10 protein-coding genes are annotated in these 15,287 nt (G+C 61.2%); 2 read left to right on the forward strand and 8 right to left on the reverse strand.

What is annotated here, in order from left to right; genetic code table 11:
* From I3253_RS19915 to I3253_RS19950, 8 genes are all read right to left on the reverse strand, one after another.
* Positions 1 to 1,498: hypothetical protein (locus I3253_RS19915; RefSeq protein ID WP_197919542.1), on the reverse strand; the 1,498-nt coding region annotated here is incomplete at its 3' end.
* Between the two features lies 1 nt (position 1,499).
* On the reverse strand, positions 1,500 to 2,426 hold the full coding sequence (locus tag I3253_RS19920) for a DUF4007 family protein (protein WP_197919543.1): 927 nt from the start codon (positions 2,424 to 2,426) through the stop codon (positions 1,500 to 1,502).
* A gap of 9 nt (positions 2,427 to 2,435) precedes the next feature.
* On the reverse strand, positions 2,436 to 3,593 hold the full coding sequence (locus tag I3253_RS19925; protein WP_197919544.1) for a cysteine desulfurase family protein: 1,158 nt from the start codon (positions 3,591 to 3,593) through the stop codon (positions 2,436 to 2,438).
* A gap of 198 nt (positions 3,594 to 3,791) precedes the next feature.
* Positions 3,792 to 5,771 carry a type IV secretory system conjugative DNA transfer family protein gene (locus I3253_RS19930; RefSeq protein WP_197919545.1) on the reverse strand — a complete coding sequence of 660 codons (1,980 nt, stop codon included), beginning with the start codon at positions 5,769 to 5,771 and terminating at the stop codon, positions 3,792 to 3,794.
* A gap of 8 nt (positions 5,772 to 5,779) precedes the next feature.
* Positions 5,780 to 8,113, reverse strand: a complete 2,334-nt coding sequence (locus I3253_RS19935) for a relaxase/mobilization nuclease domain-containing protein (protein ID WP_197919546.1) — start codon at positions 8,111 to 8,113, stop codon at positions 5,780 to 5,782.
* Positions 8,100 to 8,693 carry a helix-turn-helix domain-containing protein gene (locus tag I3253_RS19940; RefSeq protein WP_043754095.1) on the reverse strand — a complete coding sequence of 198 codons (594 nt, stop codon included), beginning with the start codon at positions 8,691 to 8,693 and terminating at the stop codon, positions 8,100 to 8,102. The genes I3253_RS19935 and I3253_RS19940 overlap by 14 nt, the downstream gene beginning before the upstream one ends.
* A 516-nt stretch (positions 8,694 to 9,209) precedes the next feature.
* Positions 9,210 to 9,416: a hypothetical protein gene (locus tag I3253_RS19945; RefSeq protein WP_007120662.1), complete on the reverse strand. Its 207-nt coding sequence runs from the start codon at positions 9,414 to 9,416 to the stop codon at positions 9,210 to 9,212.
* Positions 9,417 to 9,954: 538 nt separating this feature from the next.
* The gene (locus tag I3253_RS19950; protein WP_197919547.1) at positions 9,955 to 10,884 is read right to left on the reverse strand and encodes a DUF2493 domain-containing protein; all 930 of its coding nucleotides are present in this window, start codon (positions 10,882 to 10,884) and stop codon (positions 9,955 to 9,957) included.
* A gap of 683 nt (positions 10,885 to 11,567) precedes the next feature.
* Here I3253_RS19950 and I3253_RS19955 point away from each other — a divergent pair.
* A complete protein-coding gene (locus tag I3253_RS19955) occupies positions 11,568 to 12,650 on the forward strand; it encodes an AAA family ATPase (RefSeq protein ID WP_081536350.1) in 1,083 nt (360 codons plus the stop codon).
* On the forward strand, positions 12,556 to 15,021 hold the full coding sequence (locus tag I3253_RS19960) for a S8 family peptidase (RefSeq protein ID WP_232272216.1): 2,466 nt from the start codon (positions 12,556 to 12,558) through the stop codon (positions 15,019 to 15,021). Before I3253_RS19955 ends, I3253_RS19960 begins: the two co-directional genes overlap by 95 nt.
* The last annotated feature ends 266 nt before the right edge of the window (positions 15,022 to 15,287 follow it).

A 15,287-nucleotide genomic window follows, 5' to 3' on the forward strand; every position in this document is an offset into this window, starting at 1 on the left:
CGGTTCGCTCTGTTGTCCTTTTCCATGGCTCCAATCCTTCCTTGATTTGGAGCCTCCGGAAAACCCGGAGCGGTTCAGTCCGACCGCCAAATCTCTCAAGAGCCGCATCGAGGTCAAAATCGCTGCCGGAGAACAGCGCATACCCACCCACGCGCTTCTGGCGAAGCAAAACTCCCCAGTCACATAGCTCATTGAGAGCACCCTTGATATCAGAGACGCTGCTCCCCGGAACTGCGATCAAAAGAGCGTCTTGGTCGACGGCCAATCCTGTTCCGTTCTTGAAGATCTCAATAAGCGCGGCCGATTTCGCCAGAGTCACGTGCAGGTCGGCTCCGAGCACGTTCGCTTTCTCGATTGCCTCTAACGCCAGCGTCATTTGCGACCCCAACGGACCAGCGGCAAGCGCAAGACCAAAGTTCGTCTGAAGGTAGTCCCAGAGACGATCGGGGCCGAAGGTTTCACCTGAGCCTGCCGAGGTCGACTTCAAGAATTCGCGAAACCCCCCAGGTTCTTCGGACGCCAGGAAACCGAAGATGCTACGCTCGTTCTGACCAAAACTTCGGCGTGTGATACCGCCAAGCAGCAAGGCGCAGATCGGGTTTAGAGGCCAGGTCTGCGCAAGCGCCTCGGTCAGCTCCGCTTCGTCCGTCGGTCGATTTGAAGCGACAAATTTAGCTAAGCTCCTAGCCTGCACTTCCGCTGTGCCAGGGGAATCTTCCGTATCAATTGCCCGCCCGAGCAACCTGACAGTCTCATCACTTGCGGAAAGGAAGGATAAGTCCTGAAACCGCCCTTGGATCTTGGCCCATTCGAGACGGGCGCTCGAAGCGAGCTTGTCCGCATACGCCTCAAAAGCCTGATGCAAGATTCCGATCACAACGAAACGACCCTCGCTTCTGGCACTTATCTCAGCCAACTCCTGCAGGAGGTGCGCATCGTGGTCTTTATCGGCCGCGGCTTCGAGGAACTTTCCCAGCTCATCCAGCACCAGAACAATTGGTCCCTGACGGGCGTGCTCAGAGATGTCTTGCACGAGTTGGCCATCGCTCTTGGTCGCGCGTTCCTTTTTTGCGCGGGACCACTTGTATCGCTCTGCGATTTTCTCGGCGACGGCCTGTCTCAGGCTAACACGGCTTCCGGTCACTGGAATAACGGTCCAATCGCCCAAGTTGGGATCGAAGGCCTTCGCAATGGCCTTAGACAGTTTCGGCCCGGCTATCTTCCGTGCGAGAGCCTTTCCTTCCTTAGAACCGGCAACGAGGTTACCCAAAAGCAGCGCAGTACTCGACTTGCCGCCGCCGTAGGGTCCAGTCCAGGTAAAAGCACTTTGTGCTCCCTCCGATAGCGATGCAGCCATCGCGAGGAGCGATTTTTCGGTACTCGCCTGGAGAACATAACCTTGAAGAGGCGGCGTGCCGGTAAGGTCCATGTCGATCCGCGCGCTTCGCACGAACCGGCCGTTTAGTCTGACTTTGTCTGAGAGCGTCTCAGGCGCCATGTCATGCAGCCTTTCCGTGGCGCGCGATCTCGCCAAATGCGCTTTGCAGCAGCGCGTCCGGGTCAGGACGCCGATTGCGCTGGACCTGTCGCAGGCCAGCCGTATCGGTCCAGACGAAGGCACCACCAGTGATTTCGTCGATCCGCATAAGCCGCTCGATGACGCTGTCTTCGTCCATCTTGAACACACGGCCGGGACTGCCGGCGTCGTGGCAGATCAATTCCGCGGCGAGGGTCGCGCGGTTGTCGTGCGCCCGAGTCCAGTAGGCATCCAATGCGTAGGCGAAAAGGGCGTCGTGAAGGTTTGGCTTTGGGCCAACCGAGAATTCGTACCATCCGCTCGAGCCAGTTTCCTGGATCAATGCCAGTTCAGCCAGCAAAGGTTCCGCCGCGTCGTCCATCGCCCCGCTAGGTCGGCTGCAGTAGCTCCGCAGAAAGACCGTGACGTCGTTCTGGATAGTCTTGTGAGCACCACGCCATCCCTTTTGCTCGATCAGCTTCTCAACGGCATCCACTAAATCTATCGATCGAAACTCGTGCCCGAATAACCCGTTGAAACAATAGTAGAAAGTTGTGGTGTACTCCGGCACCGATGCAAGCTTCCAATGGATGAGCCACAGTGAAGTCGGATGCTCCAGAAAAGGGTCAAATCCGTTCTCGCCGAAGAGCAGGTCACCCAAATTGTCAGGCTTTAGCTCCTTGCCGTCGAGTTGGATAACTTCCGTGGCTTGCGCCCAAAATCGCATCGAAACAGCCATGTTTCGACCAACGCCGAACCGGGAGATGGCTTCGTCGTCCTTGAATACCGTCAGTGGGGCGCCGCCCCGAACCGCGTCATATGACTTGCGCAGCCAAAGGATGCGCAGCGGGAATGTTTCGTGCCCGGCGAATTGCGGTTTGCCGGACCAATTGTCAAATACATCGGCCATACGCCAATGCTACTGGTGAAGCTCACCAGTAGCAAGGAGGACTTTCTCGACTGCGCCGGCCATGATCGCCGTCGCCGCGCCAATATCGTCTTCAGAAAGCCACCACCCGACACCTAAGCGCAGGAAGCGTTTCTGCTCGTCATGAGTGAGATGTAGCGCGGAAAGAACCGGCGAAGGCTGCAACGAACCGGAATGGCAAGCAGACGCGTTCGAAAGACATACCTTGGTGTTCAGACTGTCGATCATATCTGAGCTCGTCGTCGTGTCGATAATGAATGCGGCAGCTCCGGGAACCGTCGGACTTGATGGGAAAAGCCGTTCCACCCGCAATCCGTTGCCAGAGAGTTGCTTCTCGAACATGGATATCAGACCCCTGCTGTGGACAGACTCTCGCGCCATGTTCTGAGCCGATATCTCGGCTGCACGGCCCATCGCTGCGACCAACGCAGCAGGTTGCGTTCCGCTCAGATGTTCTTCCAAGGGTCTTGCGGATGTCAGCTCGGATGGCTTTGCGGCGTTGGCGGCAACGAACAACGCACCGACCCCCTGTGGCCCCCCGAATTTGTGGGACGACAGGCTGAGGTAGTCGGCGCCGAGATCGAATACGTCGATGGGATACTTGCCCGCTGCCTGTGCAGCATCGATATGCATGAGCGCACCGACTGCATGCGCCATTTCACTTATCTTCTCAATTGGTTGGATCACACCTGTCAAATTACTAGCAAGCATCGTGCTGACAAGCAGTGTCGTCTCGTTTAACAGAGCCTCCAGACTTTCAAGGCAAATCGAACCACCTGCTCCGACGGGGCACACCAAGACCTCGAAGCCCAACTCGCGCAGTGCTTCCGCAGGACGTCGAACCGCGTCGTGTTCCAGCGCGGACAGTACGATTTTGTTTCTACTTGGACCCTGACCCGCAAGGGTGCGGGCAGCCCCTATGATCGCGAGCGCATTTGCCTCCGTAGCGCCGGAGGTTATGAAGATCTCGTTCGGCGCAGCGCCGATGAGGGCGGCGACCGCCCTTCTACCTTCTTCGTAAAGACTGTTGGCCCGCCAGCCGGCAACGTGATTGGAGTTCGCATTTCCGGGTTGGGCCAGTGCTTCTATCAGAGCGTCTTTGGCTTCCGGACGCATTGGCCAGCTCGCCAGGCCATCAAGGTAATACATGTTGTCTGCTTCACTCCCAAAAACCGCCGGATATCCTCAACACAGAAAGCACAGTGAGCCACATTCAGCCCATTCCGTGCAGAAATATTTTTTGCACCATGATACTGGTATCTGAAAGTGTCGCCATACAGTTCTCGTTGCGTCTTTTCTACCTTCGTATTTTCAAGAAATCATACTCCCAAAGACACACCAACCACCTCAAAGCCTTTCTCTCAAATTCGACTCCAGCTCGCCCAACCGATCCACGGCGGTCCTTAGCTGATCGTCTCCCTCCTCCTTTGTCGGATCATCAGAACGCACCTGCGCCCCAAAATCCATCTCCATCTGTCGTTGTTCCTCGGCGATAACGGCCTGAACGACAGGCGCGGTCTTCTTTGGAGCGACATGGGTTTGCCTTGACGATTGGCCATCAGCAGCCGGGCGTGCGGCCTGAACGTCGGACTCGGATCCGCCAGACCCGTCCGGGGGCGGTGTCATCGGCATGGCGCGCATACTCAGCGGTAGCGTACCCTGAGACCCCCCTCCCCCCGGCTCCGGAAACGGCAACTCGCCCGACTGAGAACCATGGATCGCTTTGAACAGCCGGTCGTCGAAATACTGTATCCGTTTCGCCCGAACAGGCATTTGGGCATCGATCACCATGACGATCTCGTCGAGCGGCAGGCGGCGGGCCTCGTCTTCGGGGAGCAAAGAGCTTTCCTCGGTCCGTGTCGATTGGCTGCGGCCCTCGAAGGGATTCTTGCCGATGGATTGGGAGCGCGTGATGACGGTCTTCGTGGTCTTGCCAACCGCCTTGCTCAGCTCCTCGACGGTCTTCTCATCCGAGGGCGTCAGGTAAAGCTTCACGCCGGCATTGCCCTGCAGCGCACGGCGGGTGTTCTCGCCATAGATTTCATCGAGGGCGGGGATGGTTTGGGTTACCACGGCCAGGTGACCACGATAGGTCCGCAGGGTCTCGATGCTCTCGACCACGATGGGCATCTTGCCCAAGCGATTGAACTCGTCGAGCATGATCATCACCGGCCAGGGCTCATCCGGCCCGGGGTCCTTTTCCTGCATGGCGGAAAGGAGATCGGAGAAGAAGAGCCGGATCAGCGGCGCGAGGGGCTTCACCATCAGAGGCTGGACCACGAGATAGACCGAAAAGGGCTTCTTGCGGATCGTCCGGAAGTCAAAGTCCGACACCGCCGTCGCCTCATCGATGGCAGGGTTCTGCCATTGGTCGAGCCCCGAGGTCATCAGGAGCGAGACATAGGAGGTCAGCGTGTCGTTGTTGGTCGAGGCCAGCCGCGTGAAGATCAGCTTGGCCGCCCGGTTGTCGACCTCGTGGCCCCGCGCGAAATACTCCTTCTGCTTGTTCCCGCCCGAGGCCGCGATGCGGTAGATTTCTCCCAAGGTGGGGCGCTTGCGCTGGAACGCCAGCAGGCCTGCTGCCACGAAGAGATCGATCCCGCCCTTGAGCAGCCCCTGCACCCGGTCATTGTCGCTCTGCAGGAAGAGCGTCGCAAGAAGCTGCAATTCCATCTGCTGGCGCGCGGGATCTTTCAGCTCAAAGATGCGCAGGAGCGGGTTGTAGCGATGCGTGCGCTTGCCCTCCCAATCGGTAGGGGCAAAGCGATAGACCTTGTCGCCCTGGGCTGCGCGGTGCCGGGCCGTGGCCTCGAAACACTCGCCCTTCACATCGAGCGTCACGGCAGAGCCTTGCCAGGTCAGCAGGTTCGGAATGACAAAGCCCGTGGTCTTGCCACGGCCCGTGGGCGCCACGATCAGCGCGTGGGGGAAAACCTTCGAGCAAATGTAGTTGGCGCGGGAGCCGGGCGGCCCAAGTTTGCCGAGGATGAACCCGGTGCCCGGCGCCCCGAAGAAGCCATTGGCCTTCATCTCGCGCGCACTCTGCCAATGGGTCTGGCCAAAGCGTGTTAGAGCGGACCCCGAGAGGGCGAGGCTCAGCATCAGGCCGGCGGCGGCGAAGCTGCCGATGATCAGGTGAATAAGTTGCGCGTCCTCAGGGCGGCGGTCGAGGATCGCCATGTAGTTCTGCGCGATATAGGCAAAGTCGATCTCGGCCCCGAAGCCCAGATCCTGGTAAGTCAGCACCGCCGAGGCGATCGTATAGCCCATGGCCCCGGTCACCAGCGTTACCAGAAAGACCCCTGTGGCGATCCGCGCCTTTCCCATGGGCGCGCTCAATGGACCTGTCCCCGCTCGGTCTCGCCATCCACATCGCCAGTGCGGTGTTTTTCATATTCGGTATCGGCAAGATCATCGACCACCTGGCGCAAGGCCTCCGTGTTGGCCGTCGCTGCATCAGATTGCAGGTAGACCTTGGCGACATAGAGCCGGTCGAGGCGGTCCTCGAGAACCTTGTCCAGCGCATCGGCATCGCCGGATGTGAGCCGGTCGCGTTGGCGAACGTCCAGCACCCGCACGATCTCGTCGCGGAAGGCGTCCCGCTCCGCCTCGGTCTCGAAGGGCGCGGACAACTCCCCCGCCCGTTCATGGTCCACGACACGCGCAATCGCGTCTGCAAGGCGGTCGGCACGGTCAAACTGCGGCGCAGTTTCACCGCGGGCTGCGAGGAGTGCGTCGCGCGTGCCAGACCTAAGCCCCTCGTGCATCTCGTTTTCGCGGCGAACCTGATTGATGGCCTCCGTGTCACGGATCTCGACGACGGCTGCATAGGTCGCACCGAGCCCACGGGCGAGGTGGGACGGCATGTCCGGATAGCGCGCTCGTAAGTCATCTGCGACAGCATCCGCAACGGGCCTGCGGAGGTCGCGTCCCTCCATGATCCGGTCGACCTCGCGGGTGATCTCGCTGGCGCGGGCCGCATCGGTGATGGTCTCCCTGTAGGGCTCAGATCGGTCGATCACATCGCCAGGGCGTGCGAGCAGATCCGGGTGTGCCTCGAGATATGCACGCTGCTCCGTCTCGATCCGGCGCTCCGCCCGTGAGACAACCTCAGGGTCCCGGTCCTCGATCTGCTGCGCGGTCAGGCCCTCTGCACGCATCTCCTGTCGGATTGTCCCTTCCATCGCCCGCACCGCGCCCTCATGATAATGGAACCGCTCGCTGACCGCCTCCGCTTCCATGACCCCATCCCGCCGCAGCACGTTTTCCCGTTCCAAGAGCGTGCCAAGTTCGACATGCACATCGTTGAGAATGTCGCGGGCCTGTTCCAGATCGGCGCGGCGTTCAAGGTTCAGATCGCGCGCCTCGGCCACCTTGGAGAGATCATCTGCGATCCATTGATGCTCGAGCGCTGCATTTGAGGCGCCCGTCTCGATCCGGGCCACCACTTCCGATGTACTGATCCCGGTGCCCCGTAGTGCCGCGTCAATGCGCGATCTCAAGTCGGGCTCGGCCAGTCGCTCGCGCTGGCTGGCGTCGATATTGGCCTCGGAATAAATCCCGCCCTCCGAGGGCGCATCTGAGAGCGAGCCCGAGCGCAGCCCCAAGGGCTGCATATGCTGGACCTGCGTCTGGATCTCGATGAGGCGTTTTTCCAGCACGGGACGTTCCGCGTCAGACTTCTCGGCGATCATGCCCTGCACCCGCGCGAGCTTTTCCGCATAGAGGCTTCTCAGATCCTCGAAGCTTTGATCCTCGGCCATATACACATCTCCTGTTCGGTCCACCTGCCCGCCATGCGCCAGCACCTCGCCCGCGCGAAAGAGGGCTGCGGCAATATCCTCGCGGGCCTCGCGCGAAGCCTCCGCGGCCAGCGAATGGTAGACGGTTCTGGTGTTGGCGATCTCCGCCAGCGTCCGCGTCAGGTCCTGCCCCACGCGTTCGCGCTCGCGGGGCGCGCGACCCTCTTCTTTCGCGGCGTAGACCTCGCTGGTCCGGGCTGGGTAATGTACAGCCCCGCGATCCACCCGGCGCGTGGCCTCCAGGCGCACGCCGTACTTCTCCGCCTCCTCGACCATGGCGAGGCGGAAGTCGTCATAGTTGAAGCGATGATTGCGCCCCAGAAAAAAGAACTCGCCTTCCTGCGAGCGGCGGTTCAGCACCAGATGCGCATGCGGGTGATCGCGGTCCTCATGCACCGCGATGATGTAGTCGAAATGCCCCTCATCGGTCTGGAAGAACCGCTCGGCCACGTCCGTCGCGATGTCGCGCACATCCTCCCCGCGCGTGCCGATGGGGAAGGACATGAGCATGTGTGTGGTCTGGCCCAGCTTGGGCTTAAAGCCCGCGTCCCACCGCTTGGCAAAGCGTTCGGTGAGGTCTTTGATGTCCTTCGCTTCGAGCTTCGCCTTGCCATCCAGAAATCCGCTTGAGTCCACGATATGGGTGGACTTGGTGGTCAGATACTCGAGCTGGTTCATCAGCTGCGATTTGGTGTGCGTTCCCCCGCCCCGGATCGCCTTGAAGACCGCTGGCCGGTGCCCCGCCGCCGCACGCACAAGCTGGCTCTGCTTGGCTACGTGCAGCCCCTGCATCGAGCCCCGGATCCGGCTCCAGCCATCCCGGAAGACCTCGCCCGTGACGGCATCGACAGCATCATTCAGCCGCATGCGCAAACTCCCTCAAGGCGGCCGTGGCCTCGAGCTGCATCGCGTCTCGACGGCGGCGCAGAAGCAGGTCAATCTCGTCAGCGGAATCCAGAATGAACCGCGCCAGCCCGCGCAGCTGCGCGAGGCGCAATTCGGAGAACTCGGCACTCGTGCCCCCCACGGCCCCCTGCCCCATCCGGTTGGCCTGCGTCATCTGTTTGGCGATCTGCGCGACCCCATTGCCGACCTCGTGCAAAGAGGCCCTGTATCGCGCCATCTCGGCCGCCATCTGCGCATCCGGAACGAACACCCCGCCTGCCGCCTGAATGAGCCGCCGCAGTCCCTCAGCCCGGCTCTCGATCCCGGCCTTCGCCAGCACCGCGTCGAGCGCCTCAAGCTCCGAAGCCGTGACCTTCACACTGACCGCGGAGACCGGGATGGCTGCATCCGTCTGGCGCTCGGCATCGGCCTTGAGCGTGTACTGGATCGCCCGCGGCGACACGCCAAACCGCTCGGCCAACACGGATGTCGACACACCTTCCGCAGCCTCGCGAACGATCTCCATGCGGTTCGCATCTGTGAGACGTTTTGAACGAGACATGCGAAGAAAGACCCCCTATTTCCTGCCACCTTCCACCAAGGCTGCCCCTACCTTACGATAATATACCAAGCTGTCAATTATATACTTACGTCGCATCCAGGCTCAGGCAGCCTTGGTGTCCGCTTCACGCCGCGGCCCGCAGGGACGCGGCTCTGCCGCCCTCACCTCCAAGCGACACCTGTCCCAGGGGTCCCGTCCGCCAGCCCCGCCCGAGGCTCTGGCCGAACACGCATGTGTTCGGACGGAACCGCGGGCGGGCGCAAACCCCACCGACAGGGCGGACAGGCAGGGTCAAGGAGGGCCAGATTTGGATCCCCAAATCTCTGCCGCAAAAACCGGGAGGCCCTGGCCGATAGGTTTTTGTGGATGGCCCCCTTGAGGCTGACTGGCCGGTCTGTCGCGGCCTGATCATTCCGGGCGGAGTGCGTCCGTTGAACGCGCAGGGACCGGCATCCCTGGAACAGGGATCGGGCCGCCCCAAGATCGTCCTGGGGCGGCCCATCCTCGTCAGAGGATTTAGTCCTGGGGATCTTTCGCGCTCGGTGGGAACATCACCAGCTCCGAGACCGCGACCGGGAAGTCGAGCTTGAGGCTGAAGAACTCCGAGCCGTCCCCGTTGCGGGTGTTGCGGAACATCGCACCCACGCGCTGAAATCGGGTGCGCTCCTGGCCATCGGTATCGGTGAACTTGACGGGGACAGTGGCGACGTAGTGGTTGGTCATTTGGGTTACTCCTTGTTGCGATGGGGATCACCCGGCACGGGGGCAAGAGGCCCGGTCGCAAGCGCAAATGCGGAGGGTCCGCGGCTCCGCCGTGGAAGCCGTATTTGTGCTTGCCGGAGCGAAGCGCAGGGCACGATTGGGCCGACCCCGTGCGATCCACATCTATGAGCAAAAAGGAGTGATCCGGATGACCCCTGCCATCACGCCGACGCCACCATCCGCGTCCTCGTCCCGCCAAGCCTGGCCGGGGTGCTGACGGAGCCCGCCTGCGCGGGTGCGATGTTCTGAGACACCACCCGAGGGACGCGCAAGTCTTCGGCCTCAAGTGCGACGTCTCGACCCCTCGCGTCTTGCCCCGCTGACGATGTGCGTGAGGTGCGTACCATCCCCAGCCCGTACCGATGCGGATGGGCCGCACTCTGACGGACCGGGTAGAGGGATAACGCTGCTGGCCGCCGCAGACTACCGATCACGCGTGACCGACCGCACGCGCCATGAGACATGACGAAAGGGCCGCGCCAAGCGCGACCCCCTCTCTTCAATCCTGCGCAGCCTTCTTCGCCGGGTCCGCAACCCGCATGACCGTCAGACCTTTCGCTTCCGCCTTCTGCCCGAGGTTCAGCGCGACCCCGTTGCCGCCGAAGAGTACAACCCCCGTCGCCGCGAACTTGTCGTCCAGCATTTCGTCGTTGCACTTGAACGGTGCCGCCCGCCCGTGCGCGGACCAGCGCGGATCGAAGCGCGCCTGCGCGACCCCGCGTGCCCGGGCCCACCGGGCCGCAATCATCTCCGCCCCGTGCTTGCCACCCTTGTGGCAGAGGAAGATCTCCTGGTTGCGGTTCTGTTTGATCCGTTCGCGAACCTTGTCGAGCGTGTTGAAGATCACATCGACATCTGTCCAGTCGGTGGCTCCTGAGACGATCAGGGGCACCCCCTCGACTTTCGACTTCTCGGCAGTCTCGCGGTCGTGCTGCTCCAGCAGCTGCCGCGCCTCGAAGACCGCCCCGGTCTCTTTCGCCCGGACGCTTGCGCGCGATCCGGCTGCCGGGATGTAGGCGTGGCCCGTCTCGATCTCGTAGCATTCCGCCGCTGCCTCGCTCATCACCTCGATGGCGCTCACAATCTCGCGCAGTTGCACAAAGCGCGCCTGCGCCTCTTCGAGCGCGGTCTCGGCGATTTCCGATCCGTCGTGGGATTTTGCCAGCGCGCCGATCTTGTCGGCGGTGCGGTCGACCTCCTTGCCGAGTGCCACCTTGCGGCGCTGCAGGATCGTCGCGAGCCCATGGGCCAGCGGTTCGATTTCTGCTTCAAGCCCGGTCCCGCGCAGCTGGCCGAGCAAAGCCTCGAAGCTCTCGCGGACGATGTGGTCGGTCAGAACGTGATCCTCCGGGATCGGCAGCTGCGCGTCCTTTTCAGTCAGTCCGAAAAGCTCGATGGTCTCGTAGGCGTTTGCGGTGTCGTAAGCCATGTCTGGTCTCCAGTGTTCGGTTGCAAGGCCACCACGTGAGTGTGGGGGCATGGCCGAATGCCTGGTTTCCGAATCTGCCCGGGTCAGGGACGGCGCAGCCGCCGGCTTGCCGGGCGCAAAAGTTTTCCGAGCGCGGCACCCGACACATGCGCGCCCTCACGCACGGGACCGCCCCAAGCCACAGGCCCCGTCCTCGCCGAAAAGTTTTGCGATCCTTGACGCGGGCTGATTTGGGGGCCATCCGGAGGATATGCTTCCGCGCTCATGTGTGTGTGTTTTGACGGTAGGTTTGACCGACCCGAGCAGGCAAACGGCCCGATCGGACGCGGGAGACGGATGGAGCGGCGGGATCGTTTTGCCACGCAAAACAGACCAGAGCGCAATCCGGCGGAGCGGCCGGGGAGGGACGTGCTCGCGAGGCGGGCAAACCGGGATGCCAGGCGCGACGCCGCGGTGAGGCCGCATGGCCGAATGCGCGACGGACCGAAGGGCCGTTCTCCCCTGCGACACGCGAAGCCGAGCGGGGGAGGCCGCAAGGCAAGCATCCAAGTCGATGCTCGAGAGCACAAAACCGACACACTCTGCTTCCAAACAGCGCAAATTGTCTGGTCTGCTGAGGAGTTCGAATGTAGAAAAGACCTTAGTATCATTGAAAATGATCATTCAGAAAGAGCAACTCGACCTTGGCTTCCGCCCAACAACTCATCGGTCTCGTCAAGAGCCACGCAGAAGGGGACGCTGATCGTTTTTACGATCTGGCGATGCAACTCTCTGCGGCTGAAGAGCAGAAGGGACATACCCGTCTGGCTGAACAGTTGCGACAATGGGCCGAAGCGGGACAGAAGCCGCCTTCGAAGCGAACCCCTGCGATCACTCCTATCGCAACACCCCGCGGTGATCTGGCGGAGTTCCTTGCCGCGTCCTATCCGACCGAGCGCCTCGTCGATGTCATCTTGCCAGACAGGATTGAGAGCGAACTCGCGCATCTCGTTGTAGAGACACGAATGCGCGAAAAGCTCGAGGCGAAAGGGTTGAAGCCACGGCGGCGCGTTCTCCTCTCCGGTCCTCCCGGAACCGGCAAGACCCTGAGTGCTTCAGCGCTTGCCGGTGAGCTGCAGTACCCTCTCTTTTCGGTCATGCTCCACGGACTGATCACAAAATTCATGGGTGAAACAGCGCAGAAGCTGAAGATGATATTCGATGCCGTCAAGACGACGCGCGGTATCTATCTCTTCGACGAAATCGACGCTTTGGCCGCGGCCCGGGGCGGTGAGAACGATGTCGGTGAGGCCCGGCGGGTTCTGAACTCGTTCCTGCAATTCCTGGATGAGGATACCGGGCCTTCGATCGTCATTGCCACTACAAACCTGCCGGGAATTCTTGACCGCGCTGTGCTGCGCCGCTTTGATCTTGTTTTGCCATATGTCATGCCCGATGGCCCTGCCATTCGGCAGGCGCTCGAACGCCGTTTGATCGGCTTCTCACTCGCTCGCATGGGATGGAAACGGGTTATAGACGTTGCCACAGGCCTCTCAACGGCCGATGTTGTGGCAGCGGCGGAAGATGCCGCTCGACGTGCTGTTCTGAATGATACCGACAAGATTGCGACACAGGATTTGCTTGATGCCCTCGAACGCCGACGGTCGCTCCAAGAACTAGGGACCGATGACAATGGCACGAGACCTTCGGCACTTCCACCTTCGCAATCTCGGACAACCTCGCCCGTTCCAAGCAAAGGGCGGGGGCGGGTCCAAAAGACCAAGTGATGTCCCCAATCGCGCGGCGCACGCCCAAGCATTGCTTCAGGCCATCGACGCGCTGCCAGATATTCCAGCAGCCGAACTTCCCGGCGTCTATCTGGAAGTACGCTCGCGTATCGACGAGCGCCTGAAGAAAGGCAGCCTCGACGCTAGTGGCCTGACTCTCCTTCGCGTCGCCGAGACCCCTGATCCCGGTGGCACCGAAGAGCGCGCGACGGTGTTTGCGACAGCCAAGGGTATTGAAAAGCTGCGCAAGAAGGTCGAGCAGTTTCGGACGGAAGACACACCCGACCGGGAAAAGGATGGTGAATTCATCCCAGGCCGTCCGAAGAACGCGGATCTGGTGCAGAGCGTCGCTGCCATCACGGAAGCGGGATTGCGTGCCCTCTGGCGCAGCCCTTCAGGCAAATTTCCAGCAGCGGATGTTGCGACCATCTGGGAGGTTTGGCTCGAGCCTCAAATGACCGAAGGTTTCGTCGCGGCCGCACCAAACTATGGCGTTACCGTGGGAGCAGATCGGCTGGAGTTTCCCGAAGATATCGTTGTGATCGTAGAGGCCGATCGCAATCAGCTCGCCCAAGCCGTCCGCCGACTAGGCGGCGTGCGCGCCCTTGCTGCTCCCACCATCACAGCGGATTTCTTCGACGGCTTGCCGGTGGCAGAACAGGCGCAGTGGGTCGACGAACTCGCGGGTCGTACGACCTACACTGACAATCCCGATCCTAGCTACGTCACGCTTTTGGATACCGGTGTCAGTCGCGCGCATCCTCTCATTCAGCCGGCGCTCAGCGTGGATGACCGACATGCCGCCAACCCGGCCTGGGGGCTGGAGGATGTGAAGGGCCATGGCACGCAGATGGGAGGACTGGCGCTCTTTGGAGACCTGACGCCGAAACTGCACCAGGCGAATCCGGTTTCTGTCGTGAACCGTCTGGAATCCGTGAAGCTGCTGCCTGATGCAGGGATGAACCCGCATCATCTCCTCGGCGCGGTTACCAGGCAGGCGATCAATACAGTAGAACAGGTCGGCCCCCGGCGCCGGACCTTCACCATGACCACGACGACGGGTGAGGACACCCCGCATGACGGCGCGCCGACGTCCTGGTCGACGGAGGTCGATCAGCTCGCCGCCGGTGTTTCAGGTGAGGTGAAACAACAACGCTTGGTGCTTGTCTCCGCAGGGAATACCGACAACTTCACCTTTGGTGCCGGAAACTACCTGGACCGATGCGATCACGAAGACAACGAAATCGAGTCGCCTGCCCAAGCGTGGAATGTTCTGTCTGTTGGGGCCTTTACAGAGAAGACCGTACTGCCAGACGGAGAGCCGGCCCAGGCGCTTGCACCATTCGGCGATCTATCGCCAGCTTCGAGAACTGCATCGTGGTCGTCCCATTGGCCGAACAAGCCGGACGTCGTCCTTGAGGGTGGAAACTGGGCGCTAAGTGCCATGCCACCGCCAATGCGGCATGGATGGTTATCGCTGCTTTCGACTCACCACAATTACCCAGTCCGATCCTTCACATTCACCTTCGATACCAGCGCGGCGACCGCGCTTGCCGCGAAGGATGTAACGGAACTCTGGTCGGACTATCCGACGCTTTGGCCCGAGACAGTGCGTGGTCTCTACGTGTCGTCAGCGCGGTGGACGCAGCAGATGCGTGCGCATCTGCCGGCCCAGCCAAACAAGGGTCACTTCACGCCCCTTTTTCAGCGCTATGGGTATGGTGTGCCGGACATGGCGCGTGCCCGCCGCAGCGCGTCGAACGCGCTGACCCTCATCGTGGAAGATACGATTACGCCGTACGGGATTTCAGAGAAGACCGGCGGTGATGTCCACAATGAAATGAAGCTGTTCGCCCTTCCCTGGCCCGTTGAGGCTTTGCGCGCGCTCGGCAATGCCGATGTGACCTTGCGGGTGGCACTCAGTAGCTTTATCGCTCCGAACCCGTCCGAAGCCTCGCGCGGCGTTCGGTATCGCTACGCGTCCCACAACTTACGTTTCCAACTCAATCGCGCTGGCGAGAACGAAGCCCAATTTCTGGCCCGGATCAGCAAGGCGGCCGAACAGCCCGATGGTCCTGCAAGCGACGAAGATGATCTTTGGGACTTCGGTAGCAATCGGCGCCATGTCGGGTCGCTCCATATAGATCAGCTGACATGTAGGGCTTCAGATCTGGCGCGGCGCAACTTGCTGGCTGTTCACCCAGTCACCGGTTGGTGGAAGTCGAAAAAGCTTCTCGCTGAGAGTTTGCCTTCCGTACGCTACGCACTGATTGTGGAAATCGACGCAGCAGAGTTGGACACCGAGCTCTACGCCGAGGTTCAAGTTGCTGTTGACGCATTGATTGCCGCTCAAGCAGTTGTACAAGTCTGACTTTAATCGAAACTCCGCGCGGCACTTCCGATCTAGCAGTCTCATCTACACCGGAACGCCATATGAAGTGGCAGTTCGATCGCTCTATTGAAGCAAGCACAGCAAAAGGGGAACCGTGAACCCACGGCTCCCCTTGCAGTTCAGATGTTCAAGCCTCGTACCAAGGTCACGCGACCAGCGACAGCCCCGCGCCTGCGTCCAGCGGCTGCTCACCGCTGTCGATGAACGGGATGATCGAGAAGGTCTGCCCGCCGCGCTGGTCTTCG

This window comes from Thiosulfatihalobacter marinus, from assembly GCF_016019955.1.
Taxonomy (GTDB): Bacteria; Pseudomonadota; Alphaproteobacteria; order Rhodobacterales; family Rhodobacteraceae; genus Shimia; species Shimia marinus_A.

Coding starts and splice junctions, on each gene's coding strand:
- I3253_RS19950 (WP_197919547.1), bottom strand. CDS start 10,884: ATGGCTTACGACACCGCAAACGCCTACGAGACCATCGAGCTTTTCGGA.
- I3253_RS19935 (WP_197919546.1), bottom strand. CDS start 8,113: ATGCGGCTGAATGATGCTGTCGATGCCGTCACGGGCGAGGTCTTCCGG.
- I3253_RS19940 (WP_043754095.1), bottom strand. CDS start 8,693: ATGTCTCGTTCAAAACGTCTCACAGATGCGAACCGCATGGAGATCGTT.
- I3253_RS19930 (WP_197919545.1), bottom strand. CDS start 5,771: ATGGGAAAGGCGCGGATCGCCACAGGGGTCTTTCTGGTAACGCTGGTG.
- I3253_RS19945 (WP_007120662.1), bottom strand. CDS start 9,416: ATGACCAACCACTACGTCGCCACTGTCCCCGTCAAGTTCACCGATACC.
- I3253_RS19920 (WP_197919543.1), bottom strand. CDS start 2,426: ATGGCCGATGTATTTGACAATTGGTCCGGCAAACCGCAATTCGCCGGG.
- I3253_RS19925 (WP_197919544.1), bottom strand. CDS start 3,593: ATGTATTACCTTGATGGCCTGGCGAGCTGGCCAATGCGTCCGGAAGCC.
- I3253_RS19960 (WP_232272216.1), top strand. CDS start 12,556: ATGGCACGAGACCTTCGGCACTTCCACCTTCGCAATCTCGGACAACCT.